The 24637-nt window shown below is 71.3% G+C and carries 21 protein-coding genes; 8 read left to right on the top strand and 13 right to left on the bottom strand.

Translation table 11 applies throughout. The features are described 5' to 3' along the window. Positions 1-34 precede the first annotated feature (34 nt). A complete protein-coding gene (gene sufB, locus O7617_RS21915) occupies positions 35-1465 on the bottom strand; it encodes a Fe-S cluster assembly protein SufB (RefSeq protein ID WP_282257826.1) in 1431 nt (476 codons plus the stop codon). Then, a complete protein-coding gene (locus tag O7617_RS21910) occupies positions 1462-2166 on the bottom strand; it encodes an ArsR family transcriptional regulator (RefSeq protein WP_282264828.1) in 705 nt (234 codons plus the stop codon). The genes sufB and O7617_RS21910 overlap by 4 nt, the downstream gene beginning before the upstream one ends. 200 nt (positions 2167-2366) lie before the next feature. Between O7617_RS21910 and O7617_RS21905 the strand changes: the two genes are divergently transcribed. Next, complete coding sequence (locus tag O7617_RS21905) at positions 2367-3317, top strand: COX15/CtaA family protein (RefSeq protein WP_282257825.1); 951 nt, start codon at positions 2367-2369, stop codon at positions 3315-3317. Positions 3318-3727: 410 nt separating this feature from the next. Here the strand turns inward: O7617_RS21905 and O7617_RS21900 are convergent, their stop codons facing one another. From O7617_RS21900 to O7617_RS21890, 3 genes are all read right to left on the bottom strand, one after another. Continuing rightward, positions 3728-4648 carry a hypothetical protein gene (locus O7617_RS21900; RefSeq protein WP_282257824.1) on the bottom strand — a complete coding sequence of 307 codons (921 nt, stop codon included), beginning with the start codon at positions 4646-4648 and terminating at the stop codon, positions 3728-3730. Positions 4649-4661: 13 nt separating this feature from the next. Next, positions 4662-4997, bottom strand: coding sequence for a hypothetical protein (locus O7617_RS21895; RefSeq protein WP_088988554.1), 336 nt, complete (start codon positions 4995-4997; stop codon positions 4662-4664). A gap of 388 nt (positions 4998-5385) precedes the next feature. After that, positions 5386-6339, bottom strand: a complete 954-nt coding sequence (locus tag O7617_RS21890) for a heme o synthase (protein WP_282257823.1) — start codon at positions 6337-6339, stop codon at positions 5386-5388. 266 nt (positions 6340-6605) lie between these two features. On the opposite strand from O7617_RS21890, the gene tkt reads away from it, so the two are divergent. From tkt to pgl, 6 genes are all read left to right on the top strand, one after another. Next, entirely contained in the window at positions 6606-8744 is a 2139-nt protein-coding gene (gene tkt, locus O7617_RS21885) for a transketolase (protein WP_282257821.1), read from the top strand. Positions 8745-8759: 15 nt separating this feature from the next. Next, complete coding sequence (gene tal, locus O7617_RS21880) at positions 8760-9935, top strand: transaldolase (RefSeq protein WP_282257820.1); 1176 nt, start codon at positions 8760-8762, stop codon at positions 9933-9935. A gap of 67 nt (positions 9936-10002) precedes the next feature. Beyond that, entirely contained in the window at positions 10003-11652 is a 1650-nt protein-coding gene (locus O7617_RS21875; protein WP_282257819.1) for a glucose-6-phosphate isomerase, read from the top strand. Positions 11653-11810: 158 nt separating this feature from the next. After that, on the top strand, positions 11811-13325 hold the full coding sequence (zwf, locus tag O7617_RS21870) for a glucose-6-phosphate dehydrogenase (RefSeq protein WP_282257818.1): 1515 nt from the start codon (positions 11811-11813) through the stop codon (positions 13323-13325). Then, complete coding sequence (locus O7617_RS21865) at positions 13322-14338, top strand: glucose-6-phosphate dehydrogenase assembly protein OpcA (protein ID WP_282257817.1); 1017 nt, start codon at positions 13322-13324, stop codon at positions 14336-14338. The genes zwf and O7617_RS21865 overlap by 4 nt, the downstream gene beginning before the upstream one ends. 129 nt (positions 14339-14467) lie before the next feature. Then, positions 14468-15238, top strand: coding sequence for a 6-phosphogluconolactonase (pgl, locus tag O7617_RS21860; protein WP_282257816.1), 771 nt, complete (start codon positions 14468-14470; stop codon positions 15236-15238). Positions 15239-15294: 56 nt separating this feature from the next. On the opposite strand, the gene O7617_RS21855 is transcribed toward pgl, so the two are convergent. From O7617_RS21855 to rapZ, 8 genes are all read right to left on the bottom strand, one after another. After that, positions 15295-15636, bottom strand: coding sequence for an RNA polymerase-binding protein RbpA (locus O7617_RS21855; protein ID WP_282257815.1), 342 nt, complete (start codon positions 15634-15636; stop codon positions 15295-15297). Positions 15637-15778: 142 nt separating this feature from the next. Further along, on the bottom strand, positions 15779-16039 hold the full coding sequence (secG, locus tag O7617_RS21850; protein ID WP_030337344.1) for a preprotein translocase subunit SecG: 261 nt from the start codon (positions 16037-16039) through the stop codon (positions 15779-15781). A gap of 96 nt (positions 16040-16135) precedes the next feature. Further along, positions 16136-16927 carry a triose-phosphate isomerase gene (gene tpiA, locus O7617_RS21845; protein WP_282257813.1) on the bottom strand — a complete coding sequence of 264 codons (792 nt, stop codon included), beginning with the start codon at positions 16925-16927 and terminating at the stop codon, positions 16136-16138. Continuing rightward, the gene (locus tag O7617_RS21840; RefSeq protein ID WP_282257812.1) at positions 16928-18127 is read right to left on the bottom strand and encodes a phosphoglycerate kinase; all 1200 of its coding nucleotides are present in this window, start codon (positions 18125-18127) and stop codon (positions 16928-16930) included. It abuts the gene before it with no gap. Further along, positions 18124-19128, bottom strand: a complete 1005-nt coding sequence (gene gap, locus O7617_RS21835) for a type I glyceraldehyde-3-phosphate dehydrogenase (protein ID WP_088988543.1) — start codon at positions 19126-19128, stop codon at positions 18124-18126. The genes O7617_RS21840 and gap overlap by 4 nt, the downstream gene beginning before the upstream one ends. A gap of 263 nt (positions 19129-19391) precedes the next feature. Then, positions 19392-20372 carry a DNA-binding protein WhiA gene (gene whiA, locus O7617_RS21830; protein WP_030337350.1) on the bottom strand — a complete coding sequence of 327 codons (981 nt, stop codon included), beginning with the start codon at positions 20370-20372 and terminating at the stop codon, positions 19392-19394. A 54-nt stretch (positions 20373-20426) separates the two neighbouring features. Then, positions 20427-21593 (bottom strand): 2-phospho-L-lactate transferase CofD family protein, encoded by a 1167-nt coding sequence (locus tag O7617_RS21825; RefSeq protein WP_282257806.1) that lies wholly within the window; start codon positions 21591-21593, stop codon positions 20427-20429. Further along, positions 21590-22492, bottom strand: coding sequence for an RNase adapter RapZ (gene rapZ, locus O7617_RS21820; protein ID WP_282264827.1), 903 nt, complete (start codon positions 22490-22492; stop codon positions 21590-21592). Before rapZ ends, O7617_RS21825 begins: the two co-directional genes overlap by 4 nt. A 277-nt stretch (positions 22493-22769) precedes the next feature. Between rapZ and recQ the strand changes: the two genes are divergently transcribed. Beyond that, on the top strand, positions 22770-24611 hold the full coding sequence (gene recQ / locus O7617_RS21815; protein ID WP_282257805.1) for a DNA helicase RecQ: 1842 nt from the start codon (positions 22770-22772) through the stop codon (positions 24609-24611). Positions 24612-24637: the final 26 nt, after the last annotated feature.

The raw sequence follows: 24637 nt of genomic DNA, 5'->3' as shown, positions 1-24637 counted from the left end.
CGATATCGCAGGCCCGCCACGGGACGGGACGGCGTCAGCCGACCGCGCCCTCCATCTGCAGCTCGATCAGACGGTTGAGCTCCAGCGCGTACTCCATCGGGAGCTCCTTGGCGATCGGCTCGATGAAGCCGCGCACGATCATGGCCATCGCCTCGTCCTCGCTCAGGCCCCGGCTCATCAGGTAGAAGAGCTGGTCATCGCTGATCTTGGAGACGGTCGCCTCGTGCCCCATCGCCACGTCGTCCTCGCGGATGTCGACGTACGGGTAGGTGTCCGAGCGGGAGATGGTGTCGACCAGCAGTGCGTCGCACTTGACAGTGCTCCGGCTGTGGTGCGAACCCTCCAGCACCTGGACCAGACCCCGGTACGAGGTCCGGCCGCCGCCACGGGCGATCGACTTCGACACGATGGTGCTGCTCGTGTGGGGCGCCGCGTGCACCATCTTGGCGCCCGCGTCCTGGTGCTGGCCCTCGCCGGCCATCGCCACCGAGAGCACCTCACCCTTGGCGTGCTCACCGGTCATGTAGACCGCCGGGTACTTCATCGTCACCTTGGAGCCGATGTTGCCGTCGACCCACTCCATGGTCGCGCCTTCGTGGCAGACGGCGCGCTTGGTGACCAGGTTGTAGACGTTGTTCGACCAGTTCTGGATGGTCGTGTACCGGCAGCGCGCGTTCTTCTTGACGATGATCTCCACGACCGCGCTGTGCAGCGAGTCGGAGGAGTAGAGCGGCGCGGTGCAGCCCTCGACGTAGTGCACGTACGCACCCTCGTCGACGATGATCAGCGTCCGCTCGAACTGGCCCATGTTCTCCGTGTTGATCCGGAAGTAGGCCTGCAGCGGGATCTCCACGTGCACGCCCTTCGGCACGTAGATGAACGAGCCACCGGACCACACGGAGGTGTTCAGCGCGGCGAACTTGTTGTCGCCGACCGGGATCACCGTGCCGAAGTACTCCTTGAAGATGTCCTCGTGCTCGCGCAGCGCCGTGTCGGTGTCCAGGAAGACGACGCCCTGCTCCTCGAGATCCTCGCGGATCTTGTGGTAGACGACCTCGGACTCGTACTGCGCCGCGACACCGGCGACCAGCCGCTGCTTCTCCGCCTCCGGGATGCCCAGCCGGTCGTAGGTGTTCTTGATGTCCTCCGGCAGGTCCTCCCAGCTGGTGGCCTGCTTCTCGGTCGACCGCACGAAGTACTTGATGTTGTCGAAGTCGATCCCGGTGAGGTCCGCGCCCCACGCCGGCATCGGCTTGCGGCCGAACAGCCGCAGGCCCTTCAGGCGCAGGTCGAGCATCCACTCCGGCTCGTTCTTCTTGGCCGAGATGTCCCGCACCACCGCCTCGCTGATGCCGCGCTGGGCAGCCGCCCCGGCGGCGTCCGGGTCGGACCAGCCGTACTCGTACCGGCCCAGGGCGGCGAGCTGCTCTTCCTGGGTCAGGGGCTGGACGATCTGCTCGGTCATCTATCTGTCCTCACAGTGGTGACGGGATTACCGGATTGAACACGGCCCGGCTGGGTCGGGATGTGCGTGGTGCACACCCCGTCGCCGTGCGCGATGGTGGCCAGGCGCTGCACGTGGGTGCCGACCAGACGGGAGATCACCGCGGTCTCGGCCTCGCACAGCTGGGGAAACTCGGCGGCCACGTGCGCCACCGGGCAGTGGTGCTGGCAGAGCTGACCGCCGGAGGCGATCGTGGTCGCGTTGGCAGCGTAACCCTCGGCGGTCAGCGCCGCGGCGAGTGCCTCGGCACGCGCGAGAGGGTCGTCGCCGGCGTCCTCCATCGCCGCTCGGCAGCGGGATTCGAGAGCGGAGACCTGCTCGGCGGCGAACGCCTCCACCGCGCCCGAACCGCCGCTACGGGCGATCCACCGCAAGGCGGCGGTGGCCATGTTGTCGTAGTGGTGTGTGCCACAGCGGACCCGGCCCGCCTCGGTCAACATGAACACCTTGGCCGGACGCCCCCGGCCGCGGCTGCCCTGCACGGTCTGCTCGCGGGCATGCACGTCACCGTCGGCGAGCATCGCGTCCAGGTGTCGGCGGATCGCCGCCGGGCTGAGCCCGAGGGCCACGCCGAGCTGCGCGGCCGTGGTGGGCCCCTGCTCCAGCAGCAACTGGGTGACCCGGTCCCGGGTGGAGATCTCGGCCGCCGTGGCCCCCGGCATGCTCGTGACGGGCGCCGACGTGGGCGCACCGACAGCCGGACCGGCCGTCGGCTGCTGCCCGGAGAGCGCCGCCGCGTTTTTCACAACGCCAACGTTACGTAATTACCCGGACTGTCGCAAACCCGGGTCCCGGTGATCCGAACCACCGCGTCGGCGGAGTCGGACGAACCTCAATCACTACAGTGCGTAGGATTTGCGCCGTGAACCGAATCGCCCGTCCGGTCTCCGGCATCCTGCTGCGCCGCCTCGCGCTCGCCTCGATCATCGCGAACGTCGGGATCGTCGTCACCGGCGGGGCCGTCCGGCTGACCGCCTCGGGCCTCGGCTGCCCCACCTGGCCCCGGTGCACCGACGATTCCTACGTCACCACGCCCGAGATGGGCGTGTACGGGGTGATCGAGTTCGGCAACCGGATGCTGACCTTCGCGGTGGGCCTCATCGCGCTGGCCACCCTGCTGGCCGTGCTGGCGCACCGACCCCGCCGACCCGGGCTCCTCCCACTGGCCGTAGCGGTCTTCCTGGGCATTCCCGCCCAGGCGGTGGTCGGCGGGATCACCGTGCTCACCAACCTCAACCCGTGGGTGGTCGGGCTGCACTTCCTGGCCTCGATGGCGGTGATCGCCGCCGCGTACGCCCTCTGGCGGCGCGTCGGCGACCCGGACGGCCCGACCGTCGCCGTGGTGCCCGCGCCGCTGCGCACCCTCGCTCGGATCACCACCGGCGTCACCGTCGCGGTACTGGTCATCGGCACCTGGGTGACCGGCAGCGGCCCGCACGCCGGCGACCACGGCGCCGCCCGCAACGGGCTCGATCCCGAGACGATCTCGCAGGTGCACGCGGACGGTGTCTTCCTGCTGATCGGTCTCTCGGTGGCCCTGATCTTCGCGTTCCGCGCCGTCGGCGCTCAGCGCGCCACCCGCGCCGCGATCGTCCTGATCGCCGTCGAGCTGGGTCAGGGCGTGATCGGCTTCGTGCAGTACTTCACCCACGTGCCGGCACTCCTGGTCGGCGCGCACATGCTCGGCTCGTGCCTGGTGCTGCTGGCCACCCTGTCCGTGCAGTGGTCCACCCGGGAACGCCGGCCGGTCGCCCCGACCCCCTCCCAGGCCACCCCCTCCGACGCGACCACCCCGGTCCCGGTCACCGCCTGACGACACCCCCAGGGATCCCGGCCCGCGCCCCGCGCCCCGCGCCCCGCGCCCCGCGCCCCGCGCCCCGCGCCCCGCGCCCCGCGCCCCGCGCCCCGCGCCCCGCGCCCCGCGCCAAGATCCTCACAACATCAGGGATGTTGCTGCCTCAGACACGCGGGACACAGCAACAACCCCGATACTGCGCGGATCTTGACCACGAACGGCGGATCTTGACCACGAACGGCGGATCTTGGCGACGAACGCCGTCGCCGGCCGCCCGGGGGCGGTTGGGGACGCCCGCAACCGTCAAGGTCACGCTCGAACCAGGATGTAGTGGCCTCGGCGGCGCGCCGACGCCACTACATCGATGATCGAGCACGATCTGCGCTCCGCACCCGACCACCCTGCCCGAGAAACGAGGAAAGGAAGGGTCAGCCGCGGCGGGCCAGGTGGGTGGTGATCGCGTCGGCGAGGCGGTCGGGGGCTTCGTCCGCGTACCCGATGAAGAGGGACGGTTCGGTCAACTCCAGCTCGACCAGGACCGGCTCGCCGGCCGGGCCCGGAATGAGGTCGACCCGGGCGTAGAGGAGCTGTCGGGTGCCGCCGGGCACGGTGGCGAGGGTCTTCTCGGCCACCGCGAGTTGGTCGGGGCGGGCGGCACGGGAGGTGATCTCCTCCGCCTTGTAGAGCCCGTCCGGGCCCAGGTCCGGGCCGGTCAGCATCGGGCCCTTGCGGATCGCGTGGCTGAACGCGAGCCCGTCCGGGCCGGCGAGGAAGAGCAGTGCCGTCTCGCCCTCGGTGTCGACGGCACGCAGGTACGGCTGGACCATGGTCACCCGGCCGGCGTCGGAGAGCCGGCGGACGTGCGCGGCGGCGAGGTCCCGGTGCTCCGGGTCGGTCAGGTCGTACCGGCCGGTGTCCTGGCTGCCGGCGCTGACCGCGGGCTTGAGCACGTACTCGCCGGTCTCGGCGGGCGGCTTCCAGGTCTCCCCCGGCTCGATCCACGACGTCGGTACGGTCGGCACCCCGGCGGCGCTCAGCTCGGCGAGATAGTGCTTGTCGGTGTTCCAGCGGACCACCTCGGCCGGGTTGACCAGGGTCGGGACGGTTGCCGCCCAGGCGACGAACTCGTCGCGGCGTAGCGCGTAGTCCCACGGTGAACGGAGTACGACGAGGTCGTAGGAGGACCAGTCGACGTCAGCGTCGTCCCACACCGCGGTCTCCACGGTGACGCCACGGGCGGTGAGCGGGGCGAGTACCAGGCGGTCGTCCGGGTCGAGGTCGACCAGGTCGGCACAGGTGACGAGAGCGACCCGGGGTTCCCCCCGGGTCGACTGGTGGTGGGTGGTCAATTCAGGTGTCTATTCAGCGGGCCATCGTGCGTCGGGCCATCGACCGCCAGAGGTCGTTGCTCGGGCGCATCTGGTCCATCAGTTCACGCTCCCAGGCGTTCTCGACGGCTACTCCCGCCTTGGCGCACGCCTCCCGGGCGGTGACGGTGTCGTCGGCGAACTGGTCGCCCCACTCACCGTCGGCACCGACCAGGACGATCCGCGCGCCGCGCTTGCCGACGTACTCGATGACCGCCTTCGCGCCGCCGTGTCCAGCGGCGAACGCCTTGAGACCCGCAACGAGGCCCTGGGGCGTCTGCTCGCCGGCGGTCTGCTCAGCCGTCAGCGTCGTATCGGAACCATCTGCCATGACGCGAAGCCTAAGCAGACTCGCACCCTCCCGGGCGAGAACCATGAACCTTTTGTGATGCCAATTACCTACAGGTTTAAGGCTGACCACAGACTTGCTGTCCGCTTATATACCGACTTTTAAGCCTAAACCGCGTCGACATTTGGCCGCTCAACCGCCCCAGGTTGAGCCCATACGACTCATGTTGAAAGTTACTCTGATGTGACGTTAAACCGGGACAACTCATCCACGTCCATGATTAATCACGTGATCAACGGCCTCGATCGCCGCCCGCCGGGCCGCACCCACGAACGGCCGCACCAGACCAGCGCCGCACGAGTCAGACCAGGGAGCGAACCAGGCCGGCGCGGCGCGGGTCCAGACCGGCGCCGCGCAGGCCGCCGATCGGTCAGATCAGCGCGTCGAGCGCGACGGCCACGAAAACGATCGTGAGGTACGTCGTCGACCAGTGGAACAGCCGCATCGGCTTGACCGCCTCGCCGCGCGTCGCGCGCCGGCACAGCTTGTGCGCCTCGACCAGGAAGACGGCACCCACCACCAGGGTCGGCACCCCGTAGATCGCGCTGAGCCCCAGCGGCCAGACGGCCAGGGACGTGAGCACCGTGAGCCACGCGAAGATCAGGATCTCGGCGTTGACCCGTCGGGTCGACGCCACCACCGGCAGCATCGGGATGCCGGCGCGTGCGTAGTCGTCCTTGTACTTCATGGCGAGGGGGTAGAAGTGCGGCATCTGCCAGAAGAAGACCACCGCGAAGAGCCCCCAAGCGGCGGGTGCCAGCGATCCGGTCACCGCCGCCCACCCGATCAGGACCGGGGCCGCCCCGCAGGCGCCACCCCAGAACGTGTTCGTCGGGGTGGACCGCTTGAGCCACAGGGTGTAGACGAGGTCGTAGTAGGCGATCGCCGCGAGGGTCAACCCGGCGGCCAGCAGGTTGGTGAACGCCGCCATCAGGGCGACCGACACCGCCGCCAGCACCAGACCGAAGATCAGCGCGCTCCGCGGCGACACCGTGTGCGCCGGCAACGGACGACGCTTGGTACGCCGCATCAACTGGTCGATGTCCCGGTCGATGTAGCAGTTGAGCACGCTGGCCGCGCCGGCGGCGAGCGAGCCACCGATCAGCACGACGGCCATCAGCCACAGCGACGGGAGCCCGCCCTCGGCGAGCATCATCGCCGGGATGGTGGTGACCAGCAGCAGCTCGACGATCCGCGGCTTGGTGAGCGCCACGTACGCCGAGATGACCGCGCGTACGTCCCGCCGGGCCACCGGGCCCTCGGCCGCCCGCGCCGGGCGCGACCCGGCCGGGTTGCTCGCGGGGCGCTCGGTGATCATGCTCACGGATTGCCACCTTCCGGCATTGGCACGGGGAGATTCGGAAATGTCGGGCCCGTTCGGGTCCGCACACCGACCCACACACTACGCGTCGTCGTTTTGGCTGCCCGGCCGACCCGACAACGGTGCGGACGGTCACACCACCGAGGTCAACCGCGCATCTGGATCGTCACGTAGCGCACACCATGCGCAGATCCCTGGGCGCACGTTTAGGCACGCTCGATAAGGTCATCGGTGAGGGTTCCGCCCATCTGCCGAGGAGCACAACCATCGTGGCTGCCAAACGACCCGAGCACTCCGCACTGAACTGGTCCGACCTCGATCGCCGGGCCGTCGACACCGTCCGCGTACTGGCCATGGATGCCGTGGAGAAATCCGGCAACGGCCACCCGGGCACCGCGATGAGCCTCGCGCCCGCGGCCTATCTTCTCTTCAACCGCGTCATGCGGCACAACCCGGCCGACCCGAACTGGCCCGGCCGGGACCGCTTCGTCCTCTCCGCCGGGCACTCCAGCCTGACGCTCTACATCCAGTTGTTCCTGTCCGGCTACCCGCTGAGCCTGGACGACCTGAAGTCGCTGCGGCAGTGGGGCTCGCAGACGCCGGGTCACCCGGAGCACGGGCACACGCCGGGTGTGGAGACCACCACCGGCCCGCTCGGGCAGGGCCTGGGCAACGCGGTCGGCATGGCCATGGCGGCCCGCCGCGAGCGCGGCCTGTTCGATCCCGAGGCCGAGCCGGGCGCGTCGGTCTTCGACCACGACATCTGGTGCATCGTCTCCGACGGCGACATCGAGGAGGGCATCAGCCACGAGGCCAGCGCCCTCGCCGGGCACCAGCAGCTGGGCAACCTCACGGTGATCTACGACGACAACGAGATCTCCATCGAGGACGACACCCGCATCGCCAAGAGCGAGGACGTGGCCGCCCGCTACGAGGCGTACGGCTGGCACGTGCAGACCGTCGACTGGCGCAACGGCGACGCCGACCAGGGCGACTACCACGAGGACGCCGAGGCGTTGTACGCGGCGCTGGTGGCCGCCAAGGCGGAGACCGCCCGCCCCTCCTTCATCGCGCTGCGCACCATCATCGGTTTCCCCGCGCCCAACAAGCAGAACACCGGCAAGATCCACGGTTCGGCGCTCGGCGCCGACGAGGTGAAGGCCACCAAGCGGATCCTCGGCTTCGACCCGGAGCAGACCTTCCAGGTCGACGAGGAGGTGCTCGCCCACGCCCGCACCGTGATGGGCCGCGGCTCCGACGCTCAGCAGGAGTGGACCACCTCGTTCGACGCGTGGAAGAAGGCCAACCCGGAGCGCGCCGCGCTCTACGAGCGGATCGCCGGCCGCGTACTCCCCGACGGCTGGACCGACGCGCTGCCGGTCTTCCCGGCCGACGCCAAGGGCGTGGCCACCCGGGCCGCCTCGGGCAAGGTGCTGGAGGCCCTGGCGCCGGTGCTCCCGGAGCTGTGGGGCGGCTCGGCCGACCTGGCCGAGAGCAACAACACCACGATGAAGGGCGAGCCGTCGTTCATCCCGGCCGCGCACGCCACCAAGGACTTCCCCGGCCACGAGTACGGCCGCACGCTGCACTTCGGCATTCGTGAGCACGCCATGGGAGCGATCCTCAACGGCATCGCCCTGCACGGTGGCACCCGCCCGTACGGCGGCACGTTCCTGGTGTTCAGCGACTACATGCGTCCGTCGGTGCGGCTGGCCGCGCTGATGAAGCTGCCGGTGGCCTACGTCTGGACGCACGACTCGATCGGTCTCGGCGAGGACGGCCCGACCCACCAGCCGGTGGAGCACCTGACCGCGCTGCGCGCCATCCCGGGGCTGGACGTGGTCCGCCCGGCGGACGCCAACGAGACGGCCTGGGCGTGGCGGCTGGCGCTGGAGCACACCGACCGGCCCACCGCGCTGGCGCTGAGCCGGCAGGCGCTCCCGACCCTGGACCGGGACGTGCTGGGTGCCGCGGACGGCGTGGCCAAGGGCGGTTACGTGCTGGCCGAGGCGTCCAACGGCAAGCCTCAGGTGATCATCATCGGCACCGGTTCCGAGGTGCAGCTCGCGCTGACCGCCCGGGAGCGGCTGGAGGCGGACGGCACCCCGACCCGGGTCGTGTCGATGCCCTGCCAGGAGTGGTTCTTCGAGCAGGACGAGGCGTACCGGGAGTCGGTTCTGCCACGCGGGGTAAAGGCACGGGTGAGCGTGGAGGCGGGCATCGCGATGTCCTGGCGCGGCATCGTCGGTGACCTCGGCGAAAGCGTCAGCCTGGAGCACTACGGGGCGAGTGCGCCGCACACCGTGCTCTTCGAGCAGTTCGGGTTCACCCCGGACCGGATCGTGGCGGCGGCGCACGCCTCGCTGGCCCGGGTGGGCGACATCACCGGTTTCACGACCGGCAACTGAGGGAGCGTGGACGGCATGACCGACAAGCTGAATGAGCTCACCGCCGCGGGCGTGGCGGTCTGGCTCGACGACCTTTCCCGGGTACGACTGAGCTCCGGCGGGCTGGACCAGCTCCGCCGTGAGAAGCACGTGGCCGGTGTCACCACCAACCCGACGATCTTCGCGAAGGCACTCAGCGACGCCGACGAGTACAACTGGCAGCTCCGCGACCTCGCCACCCGTGGCGTGGACGTGGAAGAGGCGGTACGCATGCTCACCACGTACGACGTGCGGTGGGCCTGCGACGTGATGCGCCCGTCGTACGACGGCAGCGCGGGCGTCGACGGTCGGGTCTCGATCGAGGTGGACCCGCGCAGCGCCCACGACGCGGACAAGACGGTCGCCGAGGCCAAGGCGCTGTGGTGGCTGGTCGACCGGCCCAACCTCTACATCAAGATCCCGGCCACCGAGGAGGGCCTGTCGGCGATCACCGACACCCTCGCCGAGGGGATCAGCGTCAACGTGACGCTGATCTTCGGTCTGGACCGCTACTCGGCGGTCATGGAGGCGTTCCTCGCCGGTCTGGAGCAGGCCAAGGCCAACGGTCACGACCTGTCGAAGATCGGCTCGGTCGCGTCGTTCTTCGTCTCCCGGGTCGACTCCGAGGTCGACAAGAGGCTGGAGAAGATCGGCTCGGACCAGGCCAAGGCGCTGCGCGGCAAGGCCGCCGTGGCGAACGCCCAGCTGGCGTACGAGCGCTACACCGAGGTCTTCTCCTCGGACCGGTGGAAGGCGCTCGCCGCCGCCGGCGCACACCCGCAGCGGCCGCTGTGGGCGTCCACGTCGACGAAGAACCCGGACTACCGCGACGTCATCTACGTCGAGGAGCTGATCGCCGACGGCACCGTCAACACCATGCCGGAGTCGGTCATCCACGCGTACGCCGATCATGGCGAGACCCGCGGCGACACCGTCACCGGCTCCTACGACGCGGCCCGGCAGGTCTTCGCGGACCTGGAGTCGGTCGGGGTGGACATGGCCGACGTGATCGCCACCCTGGAGCGCGAGGGCGTGGAGAAGTTCGAGGCCAGTTGGCAGGAGCTGCTCGACGGCGTCAGCAAGTCGCTGAAGGCCGCCGCGAAGGGCACCGGCGCGCCGAACAAGGCCGCCAAGGACAACGCGAAGGCCGCCGAGAAGGCCGGTGGCGCATGAGCGAGCGAATCAGCAGGCTCAGCGCGCAGGCGCCTCATGACGGCACGCAGCGAAGCGGAGTGACGGCATGAGCGACCTGCTTGCGGGGCCGGTGGAGGCAGCCGCCGGGCTCGCCGTGTACGGCGCGGACGCGGTCGACAAGGCCGCGCCCGCCTCGACCCGCGACGCCCTGGTGAAGTCCGGCGTTCCGGGCAAGCTGGCCGGTAAGGACGCCAGCCTGTGGGGTCCGGACGCCGAGGCCGAGGCGAAGATCCGGCTGGGCTGGGTGGACACCCACCGGCGCAGCCGGGAGCTGCTGGCGCAGCTCGCCGAGCTGAAGGCGGAGCTGGCCGATCTGGATCACGTGGTGCTCGCCGGGATGGGCGGCTCGTCGCTGGCCCCCGAGGTGATCACCCGGACGCTGGGGCGCCCGCTGACGGTGCTGGACACCACCGACCCGGGTCAGGTCCGGGCGGCGCTCGGTGACCGGCTGGAGCGCACCGTCGTGGTGGTGGCGAGCAAGTCCGGGTCGACGGTGGAGACCGACAGCCACCGACGTGCCTACTGGCAGGCGTTCCTGGACGCCGGGATGACCGAGGCGGAGGCCGGCCGGCACTTCGTCATCGTCACCGACCCGGGTTCGCCGTTGGAGGCCACCGCGGCCGAGATGGGCGCGTTCACCGTGCTCGCCGACCCGAACGTCGGCGGCCGGTACTCGGCGCTGACGGCGTTCGGTCTGGTGCCCTCGGCGCTGGCCGGGGTCGAGGTCGCGGAACTGCTCGACCAGGCCGACGCGCTGGCCGCGTCGCTCGGCGCCGACCAGAACAACCCGGCGCTCGCGCTGGGCGCCGCCCTGGGCGCGGCGGCGACGCTGGCCCGGGACAAGGTCGCCCTGCTCTCCGACGGCACCGGCATCGACGGGCTCGGCGACTGGGCCGAGCAGTTGATCGCCGAGTCCACCGGCAAGGCCGGGGTGGGCATCCTCCCGGTGGTCGTGGAGTCCCCGCAGAGCCCCGGCGCCACCGGGTCGGACGTGCTGACCGTCAGCTACGGCGGCGCGCTCGCCGCGGGCGACGTGCCGGGCGGCGGCGCCAACCCGGACGTGGCCGTCAACGGTCCGCTGGGCGCGCAGTTCCTGGCCTGGGAGTACGCGACCGCGGTGGCCGGTGTGGTGCTCGGCATCGACCCGTTCAACCAGCCCAACGTCACCGAGTCCAAGGAGAACACCAACAAGATCCTGGCTTCGGGCCTGCCGGCGGAGACGCCGTCGTTCACCGAGGGCGCGATCGAGGTGTACGCCCCGCAGGGCGCTCCCGGGGACCTGGCCGGCGTGCTGCGCTGGCTGCTGGACGGGCTGGGCGACGACGGTTACCTCGCGGTGATGGCGTACCTCGACCGGTTCGCCGACGCCGACGCGGCCCGGCTGCGGCCGCTGCTGGCCCAGGCGGGCGGTCGGCCGGTCACCTTCGGTTGGGGGCCGCGGTTCCTGCACTCGACCGGCCAGTACCACAAGGGTGGCCCGCAGGTGGGCAGCTACCTCCAGGTGACCGGCGCGGTGGCCGAGGACCTGGAGGTGCCGGGCAAGCCGTACACCTTCGGTGAGTTGCAGGCGGCGCAGGCCGCCGGTGACCGGCAGGCTCTCGCCGGTCGGGAGCGGCCGGTGCTGCGGCTGCACCTGACCGACCGTGCGGCCGGTGTCGCTCAACTGCTCGACGCCGCCGGTGATCTGCGCGCGTGAGGATGGACGACGTGACTGAAGCGGAAGCGAGGGGGCACCGTGAGCGCGAGGAGTGAGCCGGGGTTGCGAGCCCCGCAGTCGCGAACCGAGTTGGCTCCGTGAGCGCGAATAGTGAGCCGGGGTTGCGAGCCCCGCAGTCGCGAGTCGAAAGTGGCTCGGTGAACCCGCTGCGCGACCCACAGGACCGCCGGTTGCCCCGGATCCCGGAGCCCTGCGCTCTGGTGATCTTCGGGGTGACCGGCGACCTGGCCCGCAAGAAGCTGCTCCCCGCGGTCTACGACCTGGCCAACCGGGGGCTGCTACCGCCCGGGTTCGTGGTGCTCGGCTTCGCGCGCCGCGACTGGGGTGACGGCGACTTCGAAACCCTCGCGTGTGAGGCGGCGCGCAAGCACGCCCGCACCCCGTGGCGGGACGAGGTGTGGGCACGGCTGGCCGGCAACATCAAGTTCGTCGGCGGCTCGTTCGACGACGACGCGGCCTTCGACCACCTCGCCTCGACGCTGGACGACCTGCGACAGACCCACGGCATCACCGGCAACGCGGCGTTCTACTTCTCCATCCCGCCGGCCGCGTTCCCCGTCGTGCTCAAGCAGTTGGCCCGCACCGGGATGGCCGACAACCAGAAGTCCGGCGGGTGGCGTCGGGTCGTGGTGGAGAAGCCGTTCGGCAACGACCTGCCGTCGGCGAAGGCGCTCAACGACCTCGTCGACGACGTGTTCACCCGGGAGGACGTCTTCCGGATCGACCACTACCTGGGCAAGGAGACGGTCCAGAACATCCTCGCCCTGCGGTTCGCCAACAACCTGTTCGAGCCGCTGTGGAACTCGCAGTACGTCGACTCGGTGCAGATCACCATGGCCGAGGACGTCGGCATCGGCACCCGCGCCGGCTTCTACGACACCGTCGGCACCGCCCGCGACGTGCTCCAGAACCACCTGCTGCAACTGCTCGCCCTGGTCGCGATGGAGGAGCCGACCAGCTTCGACGCCGACGAGATCCGGGCCGAGAAGCTGAAGGTGCTCAAGGCGATCACCCTGCCCAAGGACGTGGCCCGGGACACCGTGCGCGGCCAGTACCTGCCCGGCTGGGTGGGCGGCGAACGGGCGGTCGGCTACCGGGAGGAGCAGGACGTTCCCGCCGACTCCACGACGGAGACGTACGTGGCGGTGCGGCTGGGCATCCAGAACCGGCGCTGGGCCGAGGTGCCGTTCTACATCCGGGCCGGTAAGCGGCTGCCCCGGCGGGTCACCGAGGTCGCCATCATGTTCAAGAAGGCGCCGCACCTGCCGTTCAACGACGCCGACATGGAGTCGCTGGGCAACAACCAACTGGTCATCCGGGTGCAGCCGGACGAGGGCGTGGTGCTCAAGTTCGGGTCGAAGGTGCCGGGCACGACGATGGAGGTCCGCGACATCGCGATGGACTTCCAGTACGGCGAGGCGTTCACCGAGTCCAGCCCGGAGGCGTACGAACGCCTCGTCCTGGACGTGTTGATCGGCGACCGCACCCTGTTCCCGGACGCCGCCGAGGTCGAGCAGAGCTGGCAGGTGATCGACCCGTTGGAGCACGCCTGGGAGGGCACCACGCCGGAGCCGTACCGGGCCGGTGAGTGGGGGCCACGGGCCTCCGACGAGATGCTGGCCCGTGAGGGCCGCGCTTGGAGACGAGCATGATCGGGCTGTGGGACACCACCGGCAACGAGGTGGTCAAGGCGCTCGCCGCCGAGCGGCGCAGTGCCGGCGGAGTGGCCAGTGGCATGGCGCTCACCCTCATCGTGGTCGTCGACGAGAAGCGGGTTCGGGAGGCGGAGGCGGCGGCGACGATCGCCGCCGCCGCACACCCGTGCCGGCTGGTGGTCGTGGTCCGCTCCGACATCGAGCGGGACCGCAACCGGCTCGACGCGGAGATCGTCGTCGGCGGGCGGCTCGGCCCGTGCGAGGCGGTGGTCACCCGGATGTACGGTCGGCTGGCCCTGCACGCCGAGTCGGTCGTGATGCCGCTGCTCGTCCCCGACGTGCCGGTGGTCACCTGGTGGCACGGGGAACCGCCGGCGGAGATCGCCACCGACTTCCTCGGGGTGGTCGCCGACCGGCGGATCACCGACGCGGCGCAGGCCGCCGACCCGTTGGAGGCGCTGCGGCAGCGGGCCCGGGACTACGCCCCGGGCGACACCGACCTGGCGTGGACCCGGATCACCCCGTGGCGGACGCTCGTCGCCGGGGCGTTCGACACGACCAGCGAGCAGATCACCGAGGCGACGGTCGTCGCCCCACCCACCGACCCGACTGCCGCGCTGATGATCGGTTGGCTGTCCAGCCGGCTGGGCATCACCCCGCGCCGGGTGGACACCAACGAGTTCCCCCGGATGCGGGAGGTGCAGTTGAGCTGCGCCAACGGCGACCAGCTCACGCTGACCCGCGAGGACAGCATGGCTGTGTTCCGGCGTACGGGCCAGGACGACCGGGCCCTGCCGCTGGTCCGCCGCCCGCTCGGTGACGAGTTGGCCGAGGAGCTGCGCCGCCTGGACGCCGACCAGGTGTACGCGGAGGCGCTCGGTGCGACGGTCGGGCTGCGGGGGTTGGAGCAGCGTCCCGCGCAGCGGGTGCACGTGTGGAAGGATCCGGCCACCGCACGGCGCGCGGAGGCCGGGGTCACCGCGCACACCGGCACGAGCGGCGAGGGCTGATCCACCACCGGCACGACGTCGGGGCAGGGCCGGGTCACGACCGGGTCCTGCCCCGAAACCTCCGGGCGCATCCGCCCGGGCACGACGCGATTACGGCCGCTCGGCGGTCGGGAAACGAAGGCGCATCCCATGAGTGAGGCGAGTGTCGCCGTCCACGCCGACGCCGACCTGCTGGCGCAGGCCGTGGCCGCCCGGTTGTTGGTGAAGCTGCTCGACGCGCAGGCCGATCGGGGTGAGGCGTCGGTGGTGCTCACCGGCGGTCGGATCGCCGCGGCCGTCTACCGGGCGGTGGCGACGCTGCCGGCCCGCGACGCGGTGGACTGGTCCCGGGTCGACGTCTGGTGGGGTGACGAGCGGTTCCTGCCCGCCGGTGACCCGGACCGCAACGAGACCCAGGCCCGGGCCGCCCTGCTGGACGTGGTGCCGCTCGACCCGGCCCGGGTGCACCCGATGCCGGCGTCCGACGGCCCGACCGGCAACGACCCCGAGGCGGCCGCGGCGGCGTACGCCGAGGAGTTGGCGCGCGCCGCCCGACCCGGGCACGCCACGCTGCCGCACTTCGACGTGCTGATGCTGGGTGTCGGCGAGGACGGGCACGTGGCCTCGGTCTTCCCGGAGCACCCGGTGCACTACGACACCCGTCCGTGCAGCGCGGTGCGGGGCAGCCCGAAGCCGCCCTCGGTGCGGACCACGCTCACCCTGCCGACGATCAACACCGCCGACGAGGTCTGGCTGGTCGCCGGGGGCGCCGACAAGGCCCGCGCGGTGGGCATGGCGTTGGCCGGTGCCGGGCCGGTGCAGTTGCCCGCCGCCGGGGTGCACGGCGTGAGCCGTACCCGCTGGCTGCTGGACCGGGCCGCCGCAGCCGACGTACCCGCCCGCTTCCGCAGCCTGCGATAGCCGCGGCGGCGGAGCAGCCGTTGGCGGCGGCGGAGCCGTTGGCGGCGGCGGAGCCGTTACTCGCCGCGGCGGCGGCGGAGCGCGGCGAGTGCCTCGGCCAGCAGCGCCTCGCCCTCCTCGGCGGTGCGCCGCTCCTTCACGTACGCCAGGTGGCTCTTGTACGGTTCGGCGCGGACCCGGCCCGGCGGGTTCTGCGCGTCCCGCCCGGCCGGTAGGCCGCAGCGGGGGCAGTCCCACAGGCCCGGCGGTTCGGCGTCCGCGGCGATCCGGATGTCGGTCCGGTGGTCGTTGCGGCACCAGTAGGTGACGTCCTGTCGGGGGGCGGGTTGGTGCCGCTCGTCGGGGCGCACGGGTGCGGACCCGACGCGGGCGCCACGGATGACGTTGCCACTCGGCACGGCTGCTCGCTCCTGTCGTCGGAGGGGACCCGCCGTCGTCGAGGGGGGTGCGCGGCGGGCGACGCGGTGCAGCGGAGAAAAGCCTGCGCGCGGCCCGTCGAGTGACGGACCGCGCGCAGATTGTACGACTAGACGCGCTCGCTCAGGCGCCGCTGTTCATTTGCAGGCGGAGCCAGAGCCCGAGACCGACGATGGCGGCGAACCAGACGACGCTCACCAGAACGGTGTAACGGTCCAGGTTCTTCTCCGCCACCGACGACCCGGCGAGGCTGGAGCTGACGCCACCGCCGAACATGCTCGACAGGCCGCCGCCCTTGCCGCGGTGCAGCAGGATCAGCAGCGTGAGCAGGATGCTCGTGATGACCAGCAACACGATCAACGTGTATGCGAACCAGATCGGCATGGCTGGGGTCAGTTCCTCTCGTAACGGTCCTCGCCCGGTCTGATCGGGCACGGCGGCACCGACCGGCGGACGGGCGGTGTCCAGGATACCGAGCGATCAGCGAGCGATGTGCTCCGGGAACCGGCAGATTTGCGCGAACTCCTCCGCGTCCAGGCTGGCGCCCCCCACCAGGCCCCCGTCCACGTCCGGCTGGGCCATGATCGAGGCGACGTTGGACGCCTTGACCGAGCCGCCGTAGAGGACCCGGACCTGGTCGGCGGTGTCCTGGCCGAAGCGCTCCGCCAGTCGCTGCCGGACCGCCCCGCACACCTCCTGGGCGTCCTCCGGGGTCGCGGTCTTGCCGGTGCCGATCGCCCAGACCGGCTCGTACGCGATCACGACCTGCCGCACCTGCTCGGGCGTGAGGCCGGCGAGGCCCCCGTCGAGCTGGTCGGCGCAGTGCGCCACGTGGGTGCCCTGCTCGCGGACGTCCAGCCCCTCCCCCACGCAGAGGATCGGGGTCAGGCCGTGCGTCAGCGCCGCCTTCACCTTGGCGTTGACGACGGTGTCGTCCTCGTGGTGGTAGGCCCGCCGCTCGGAGTGCCCGACCACCACGTACGTGCAACCGAGCTTGGCCAGCAGCGGGCCGGAGATGTCCCCGGTGTACGCGCCGGACGCGTGCGGGGAGAGGTCCTGCCCGCCGTAGCCGATCAGCAGCTTGTCGCCGTCCACCGCGGTCTGCACGGTACGCAGGTCGGTGAAGGGCGGCAGCACGACCGTCTCGACCTCGGTGAGCTGCTTCTCGGTGAGGCTCGCGGCCAGCTTCTGCACCAGCAGGTTGGCCTCGAGGTGGCTGAGGTTCATCTTCCAGTTGCCGGCCATCAGCGGCCGACGGGTCGTGCTCGACATTCAGTTCTCCAGGGCCGCGATGCCGGGGAGGGTCTTGCCCTCGAGGTATTCCAGGGAGGCGCCGCCGCCCGTGGAGATGTGCCCGAAGGACGACTCGTCCAGCCCCAGGGCACGGACCGCCGCCGCCGAGTCACCGCCACCGACGACGCTGAACGCGTCGGCCTTGGTGATCGCCTCGGCGATCCCCCGGGTGCCCGCCGCGAAGGCCGCCATCTCGAACACGCCCATCGGGCCGTTCCAGAAGATCGTCTTCGCCTGGGACAACGCGGCGCTGAAGCCGGCAACCGTCTCCGGGCCGACGTCCAGACCGAGCCGGTGGCTCGGGATGCCGTCCACGCGGACCGTGTCGTGCGCGGCGTCCGGGGCGAACGCGTCCGCGACCACCACGTCGACCGGGAGCAGGATCTTGCCGTCGGCCCGCTCCAGCAGGTTGCGGCAGGTGTCGACCATGTCCTTCTCCAGCAGCGAGGTGCCCACCTCCAGGCCCTGGGCCTTGAGGAAGGTGAAGCACATCCCGCCGCCGATGAGCAGCCGGTCGACAGTGGGCAGCAGCGCCTCGATCACGGCGAGCTTGTCGGACACCTTCGACCCGCCGAGCACCACCACGTACGGACGCTCGGGGTCACCGGTGAGCTTGGACAGCACCTCGACCTCACGCAGCACCAGTCGGCCCGCGACGTGCGGCAACCGGGCCGGCACGTCGTAGACACTGGCGTGCTTGCGGTGCACCGCACCGAAGGCGTCGTCCACATAAGCGTCACCGAACGCGGCGAGCTGGTCGGCGAACGCGCCCCGCTCGGCCTCGTCCTTGCTGGTCTCACCCGCGTTGAAACGCAGGTTCTCCAGCAGGGCGACCTGGCCGTCGGCCAGGCCCGCGACGGTGGAACGAGCCGACTCACCGACGGTGTCGGTGGCGAAGTGCACCGGAGCGCCGAGCAGCTCACCGAGCCGCCCGGCGACCGGGCTCAGGCTGAACTGCGGGTCCGGCGCGCCCTTCGGGCGGCCCAGGTGCGAGCAGACGACCACCTTCGCGCCGGCCTCGACCAGCGCACCCAGGGTCGGCAGCACCGCGCGGATCCGGCCGTCGTCGGTGATGTCACCGGTCTGCTTGTCGAGCGGGACGTTCAGGTCGGCGCGCACCAGCACGCGCCGACCCGACACCCCCTCGGCGAGCAGGTCGTCGAGGGTCCGGATGCTCACAGCGAGGAACCCACCAGCTTGACCAGGTCGACCAGGCGGTTGGAGTAGCCCCACTCGTTGTCGTACCAGCCGACGACCTTGACCTGGTTGCCGACGACCTTGGTCAGCGGCGCGTCGAAGATGCACGACGCCGGGTCGGTGACGATGTCGGTGGAGACGATCGGGTCCTCGTTGTAGACCAGGATGCCCTTGAGCGGGCCGTCCGCGGCGGCCTTCAGCGCGGCGTTGACCTCGTCCACGGTGGTCTCGCGACCCACGTTGACGGTGAGGTCGGTGACCGAGCCGGTCGGGATCGGCACCCGCAGGGCGTACCCGTCGAGCTTGCCCTTGAGGTCCGGCAGGACCAGGCCGATCGCCTTCGCGGCGCCGGTGGAGGTCGGCACGATGTTCAGGGCGGCGGCCCGGGCCCGACGCAGGTCCGAGTGCGGCGCGTCCTGCAGGTTCTGGTCCTGGGTGTACGCGTGGATCGTCGTCATCAGACCGTGCTGGATGCCGAACGTGTCGTGCAGGACCTTCGCCATCGGCGCGAGGCAGTTGGTGGTGCACGACGCGTTGGAGATGATGGTGTGCTTCGCCGGGTCGTAGGTGTCGTGGTTGACACCCATGACGACGGTCACGTCCTCGTTCTTCGCCGGGGCGGAGATGATGACCTTCTTGGCCCCGCCGTCGACGTGCGCCTTGGCCTTGGTGGCGTCGGTGAAGAAGCCGGTCGACTCGATGACGACGTCGGCGCCGACCTCGCCCCATGGCAGCTTCGACGGGTCCTTCTCGGCGTACGCCTTGATGGTCTTGCCACCGACGGTGATCTCGTCGGCGGTGGCCTTCACCTCGTAGGGCAGGCGGCCCAGGATGCTGTCGTACTTGAGCAGGTGGGCGAGCGTGCCGTTGTCGGTCAGGTCGTTCACCGCCACGACCTCGATGTCGGCGTCGGACGCCAGCACTGCCCGGAAGAAGTTACGGCCGATTCGGCCGAAGCCGTTGATGCCAACCCGGATGGTCACAGGTCCCATCTCCTCGCGTTCTGGTCTGCCGGCCTCAGACAACGGGCCGGCGGAGTGGTGTGCGCCGACCGTTGGAGCCGGCCGTTGACGGTTCGTCTCGGCCACCCCGCCGCGGTCTGAGGACCTTGACCGCCCGAGGCGGTGTGCACGACGAGGAGTGCCTGTGTCGGCCCCCTTGCCGTACGCAGCGACCTTATCCGAGCGTGCGAGACCACGCTGCGCCGGGTCGTGCCCCGGACGCACCGTGCGGCCTTACCGTCCTATCAGACCACGAGCATGTCGGGCGTGACTGCCGCTTCGGTATCCGGGATGCCGAGGTCCCGGGCTCGCTTGTCGGCCAGCGCCAGAAGTCGGCGGATCCGTCCGGCGATGGCGTCCTTGGTCAGCGGGGGGTCGGCCAGTGCGCCCAACTCCTCCAGCGACGCCTGCCGGTGCTCCAGGCGCAGCCGCCCGGCGTCGGTCAGGTGGTTGGGCGCCTCGTCGGCGAGGATCTCCAGGGCACGGGTGACCCGGGCGGCGGCGGCGACGGCCGCCCGCGCCGAGCGGCGCAGGTTGGCGTCGTCGAAGTTGGCGAGCCGGTTGGCGGTGGCCCGCACCTCGCGGCGTACCCGACGCTCCTCCCAGGCCAGCACGCTGGAGTGCGCGCCGATCCGGGTGAGCAGCGCGGCGATCGCGTCGCCGTCCTTGACGACCACCCGGTCCACCCCGCGTACCTCACGGTTCTTCGCGGTGATGCCGATCCGGCGGGCCGCGCCGACCAGCGCCAACGCCGACTCCGGCCCCGGGCAGGTGATCTCCAGCGCACTGGAGCGGCCGGGCTCGGTGAGCGAGCCGTGGGCCATGAACGCGCCCCGCCAGGCGGAGACGGCGCAGCAGACGTTCGCCGCGACCACGTGCGGGGGCAGCCCGCGCACCGGGCGGCCCCGCACGTCGAGCAGGCCGGTCTGCCGGGCGAGGGCCTCGCCGTCCTTGACCACCCGCACGATGAAGTGGCTGCCCTTGCGCAGCCCGCCGGAGGCCAGCACGTGGATCTCGCTGGGGTAGCCGTAGACCTCGGCGATCTCCCGGCGCAACCGCCGGGCCACCGCCCCGGTGTCCAGTTCCGCCTCCACCACCACACGGCCGGAGACGATGTGCAGGCCGCCGGCGAAGCGCAGCAGCGCGGCCATCTCCGCCCGCCGGCAGCAGGGCTTGGGCACGTCGACCCGACTCAGCTCGTCCTTGACCGCGGCCGTCATCGCCATTGTGCGTCCCCTCACGGACCTGTTCCGGCGTGTCGCCGGAGATTACGTACGTGTCTAACGATCGGCGCCCAGGACAGGCACCAGTGCGGCGCCCAGGGCAGCCGGATCATGGCGGGGGGTGCCACCGGTGACGGCGACGGAGGCGAGGACCAGGCGGGCACCCAGCGATTCTGCCGCACGTTCGACCGGTTCGGGGTCACCCACCGCCTTGGCGTCGGCGAGCACGAGATCCACCTTCAGCTCGGGCAGGTACCAGTGCAGAGCCGCGAGGTGGTCGGCGACGGAGAGCCCGAGGGTCTCCTTCTCCGCGGCGAGGTTCAGCGTGACCAACCGCCGCGCCGAGGTGGACACGATCGCGTCGGCCACCTGCGGCACCAACAGGTGCGGCAGCACGCTCGTGTACCAACTGCCCGGTCCGAAGATCAACCAGTCCGCCGCCATGATCGCCTCGATCACCTCGGCGCAGGCGGGTGGGGCGGCGGGCGTGAGGCGCAGCGACTCGACCCGCCCGGTGGTGACCGCCACCTGGTGTTGGCCGCGCACGGTGCGCACCTCGTCCGGGGCGGCCGGGTCGATCCCGCGGACCTGCGCCTCGATGCCGACCGGCTGCCGGGACATCGGCAGCACCCGGCCGACCGCGCCGAGCATCGCTCCGGCGTGGTCCAGCGCGGCCACCGGGTCGCCGAGCAGCTCCATGAGACCGCAGAGCACCAGGTTGCCGACCGCGTGCCCGGTCAGCCCGTCGACGCGGGCCGCCTCCGGACCTTCGCCTCGGGCGTCGGAGTCACGGCCGCCGGCCCCCGCGCCCCGGTCGGGGGCACGGCCGCCGGTCGAGGCTGAGTCCCGGTCGGAATCGCGACCGCCGCCGGTCGCCGCGTCCCGGTCGGGGGCACGGCCGCCGCCGGTCGTCGCCGGGTCCGGGTCGGCTTCGCCGAGCGGGGGTACGCCGGCCGGCACGGCGGCGAAGCGGTGCTGGAACAGCCCAGCGCTGCGCCGGGTCGCCGGGTGGTCCCCGGCCAGTGCCACCAGCGCCTGGCGCAGATCACCCGGGGGCAGACCGCCACGCTCGGCGCGCAGCCGACCACTGGAGCCGCCGTCGTCTCCGACGGTGACCACCGCGGTGATGTCGAGGTCGAGTTCGGGGGCGCAGTGCCGCAGCGCGCGCAACGAGGCGGACAGCCCGTGCCCGCCGCCGAACGCCACCACCCGCCGGGCCGTCATTCGCGCCCCAGGTCGCGGTGCTGGGCGTTGGCCGCCAGCCCGGAGTGGCGCAGCCGCCCGGCCAACTCCTCGGCGATGGCGACGCTGCGGTGCTTGCCGCCGGTGCAGCCCACGGCGACCGTCAGGTACCGCTTGCCCTCCCGCTCGAAGCCGGTGGTGGTGGCGTTGACCAGGTCGGCGTACGAGGCGACGAAGGCGTCCGCGCCCTCCTGCCCGAGCACGTACGCGCTGACCGCCTCCTCCCGCCCGGTGTGCTCGCGCAACTCCGGCACCCAGTACGGGTTGGGCAGGAACCGGGCGTCCAGCACGAAGTCGGCGTCCGGCGGAAGGCCGTACTTGAATCCGAAGGACAGCACGGTGACCCGCAGCCGGCGCGCGTCCTCGCCGCCGAACAGCTCCTCGATGCGACGGCGGAGCTGGTTGACGTTCAGGTGGCTGGTGTCGATGATCACGTCGGCCTGGTCCCGGGCCTCTTCGAGCAGCCCACGCTCGACGGCGATGCCGTCGGCCAGTCGCCCGTCCCCCTGCAACGGGTGGGAACGGCGGACGCTCTCGAACCGCCGGATCAGCACCTCGTCGTCGGCGTCGACGAAGACCACCCGGGGTGAGAACCCGCGTTCCTTCAGCTCGCGGATCGCCCCGGCCAGGTCGGTGGAGAAGGCCCGCGACCGCACGTCCAGCACCATCGCGGTACGCCGGGCCGCGCCGCCGGCCTTGACCGCCAACTCGGCCATGTCCAGCATCAACGCCTGCGGCAGGTTGTCGACGACGTAGTAGCCGACGTTCTCCAACGCCCTGGCGACCGTGCTGCGGCCACCGCCGGAGAGCCCGGTGACCACCACGAGTGTGGTCTCCGACTCCGTCGTCGACTGCCCGTCGACCGCATCCGGGTCGTCGATCCGGTCACCGACTGTGCGCGCCTCGCTCACCCGTACCCCCAAGCCGTGGCGCCGTGGCCGCCTTTGGCCGCGATTGGTCAATCAGCGACTCTATCCCGCTTCCGGGCCCAGTCCGCGCACCCGGCACGGCCTGCCACCCTCCACCCTCGATGACGATCAGTGACCATGGACGCGCTCTTGGCGATCTTCGCAGGCCAGACCGGGCGACCGGCGGGTCACGGTCACCGCCCGGGTGCGCCGGGCGGGCGCTGTCGGGGTCGGCTCGTAGACTCCCCGGATGGCCTCCCCCACCGACCTGCGGCCCGAGGGCGCGTTGCCGGTGCTGCGCCGGGTGTTCGGCTACGACGCCTTCCGCGGCTTCCAGCAGGACGTGATCGACCATGTGGTCGACGGCGGCGACGCGCTGGTGTTGATGCCCACCGGTGGCGGCAAGTCCCTGTGCTACCAGATCCCGGCGCTGGTCCGCGAGGGCGTCGCGGTCGTCGTGTCCCCGCTGATCGCCCTCATGCAGGACCAGGTCGACGCGCTCACCGCGGTCGGCGTCCGCGCCGGGTTCCTCAACTCGACCCAGAGCATGGACGCCCGACGCCGGGTCGAGGCCGCCTTCGTCGCCGGCGAGCTGGACCTGCTCTACCTCGCCCCGGAGGCGCTCGGCGTCCGCTCCACGCTGGCCCTGCTGGACCGGGGGCGCATCTCCCTGTTCGCGATCGACGAGGCGCACTGCGTGTCCCAGTGGGGGCACGACTTCCGCCCCGACTACCTGGCGCTGTCGATGCTGCACGAACGCTGGCCGCAGGTGCCACGGATCGCGCTGACCGCCACCGCGACCAGCGCCACCCGCACCGAGATCGCCAGCCGGCTCAAGCTCGACGACGCCCGCCACTTCGTGGCCAGCTTCGACCGGCCCAACATCCAGTACCGGATCGTCCCCAAGCGGGAGCCCCGCAAGCAACTGCTGGCGTTGCTGCGCGACGAGCACCCGGGCGACGCCGGGATCGTCTACTGCCTGTCCCGGGCCTCCGTCGACAAGACCGCGGAGCTCCTGGTCGCCAACGGGGTGACCGCACTGCCGTACCACGCGGGTCTGGACGCGGCCACCCGCGCCGCCAACCAGCAACGCTTCCTGCGCGAGGACGGCCTGGTCATGGTCGCCACGATCGCCTTCGGCATGGGCATCGACAAGCCCGACGTCCGCTTCGTCGCCCACCTCGACCTGCCCAAGTCCGTCGAGGGCTACTACCAGGAGACCGGCCGCGCCGGACGCGACGGCCTGCCGTCCACCGCGTGGCTCGCGTACGGGCTGCAGGACGTGGTCCAGCAACGCAAGATGATCGAGACGTCGGACGGCGACCTCGCCCACCGCCGCAACCTCGCCGCCCACCTGGACGCGATGCTCGCCCTCTGCGAGACGGTGCGGTGCCGGCGCGTCCAACTGCTCGAATACTTCGGCGAGACGTCCACCCCCGCCTGCGGCAACTGCGACACCTGCCTCAGCCCGCCGGAGTCCTGGGACGGCACCGTCGCCGCCCAGAAACTGCTCTCCACGGTCTTCCGCCTCGACCGTGAGCGCAACCAGCGCTTCGGCGCGGGGCACTGCATCGACATCCTGCTCGGCAAACACAATGACAAGATCAGCCAGTACGGCCACGACTCGCTGACCGTGTTCGGCATCGGCTCCGAGCTGAGCGAGGCGGAGTGGAGGGGTGTCGTCCGGCAGTTGCTCGCCGAGGGGCTGCTCGCCGTGGAGGGCGACTACGGCACGCTCGCGTTGACCGACGCCAGCGCCGACGTGCTGGGCCGACGCCGCACGGTCACGATGCGCCGCGAGCCGGAGAGGCCCACGTCGAGCCGCTCGTCGAAGCCGCGCGGCTCGGCCACCGTCGTCGCCGAGCTGACCCCGGCCGCCGCGTCGGTCTTCGAGCGCCTGCGCGGCTGGCGGGCGACCACCGCCAAAGAGCAGGGCGTTCCGGCGTACGTGATCTTCCACGACGCCACGCTTCGACAGATCGCCAGCGACGCGCCGAGCACGCTCGCCGAACTGTCCCGCGTCAGCGGGGTCGGCGAGAACAAGCTCGCCAAGTACGGCGAGCAAATCCTGGCCGTGCTCGCCACCGACTGAGACACGGCGAAGGGCCGGGCCCCGTG

Source organism: Micromonospora sp. WMMD1155 (assembly GCF_029581275.1).
GTDB lineage: Bacteria > Actinomycetota > Actinomycetes > Mycobacteriales > Micromonosporaceae > Micromonospora.
This window is presented reverse-complemented; position numbering and strand designations above follow the sequence as displayed.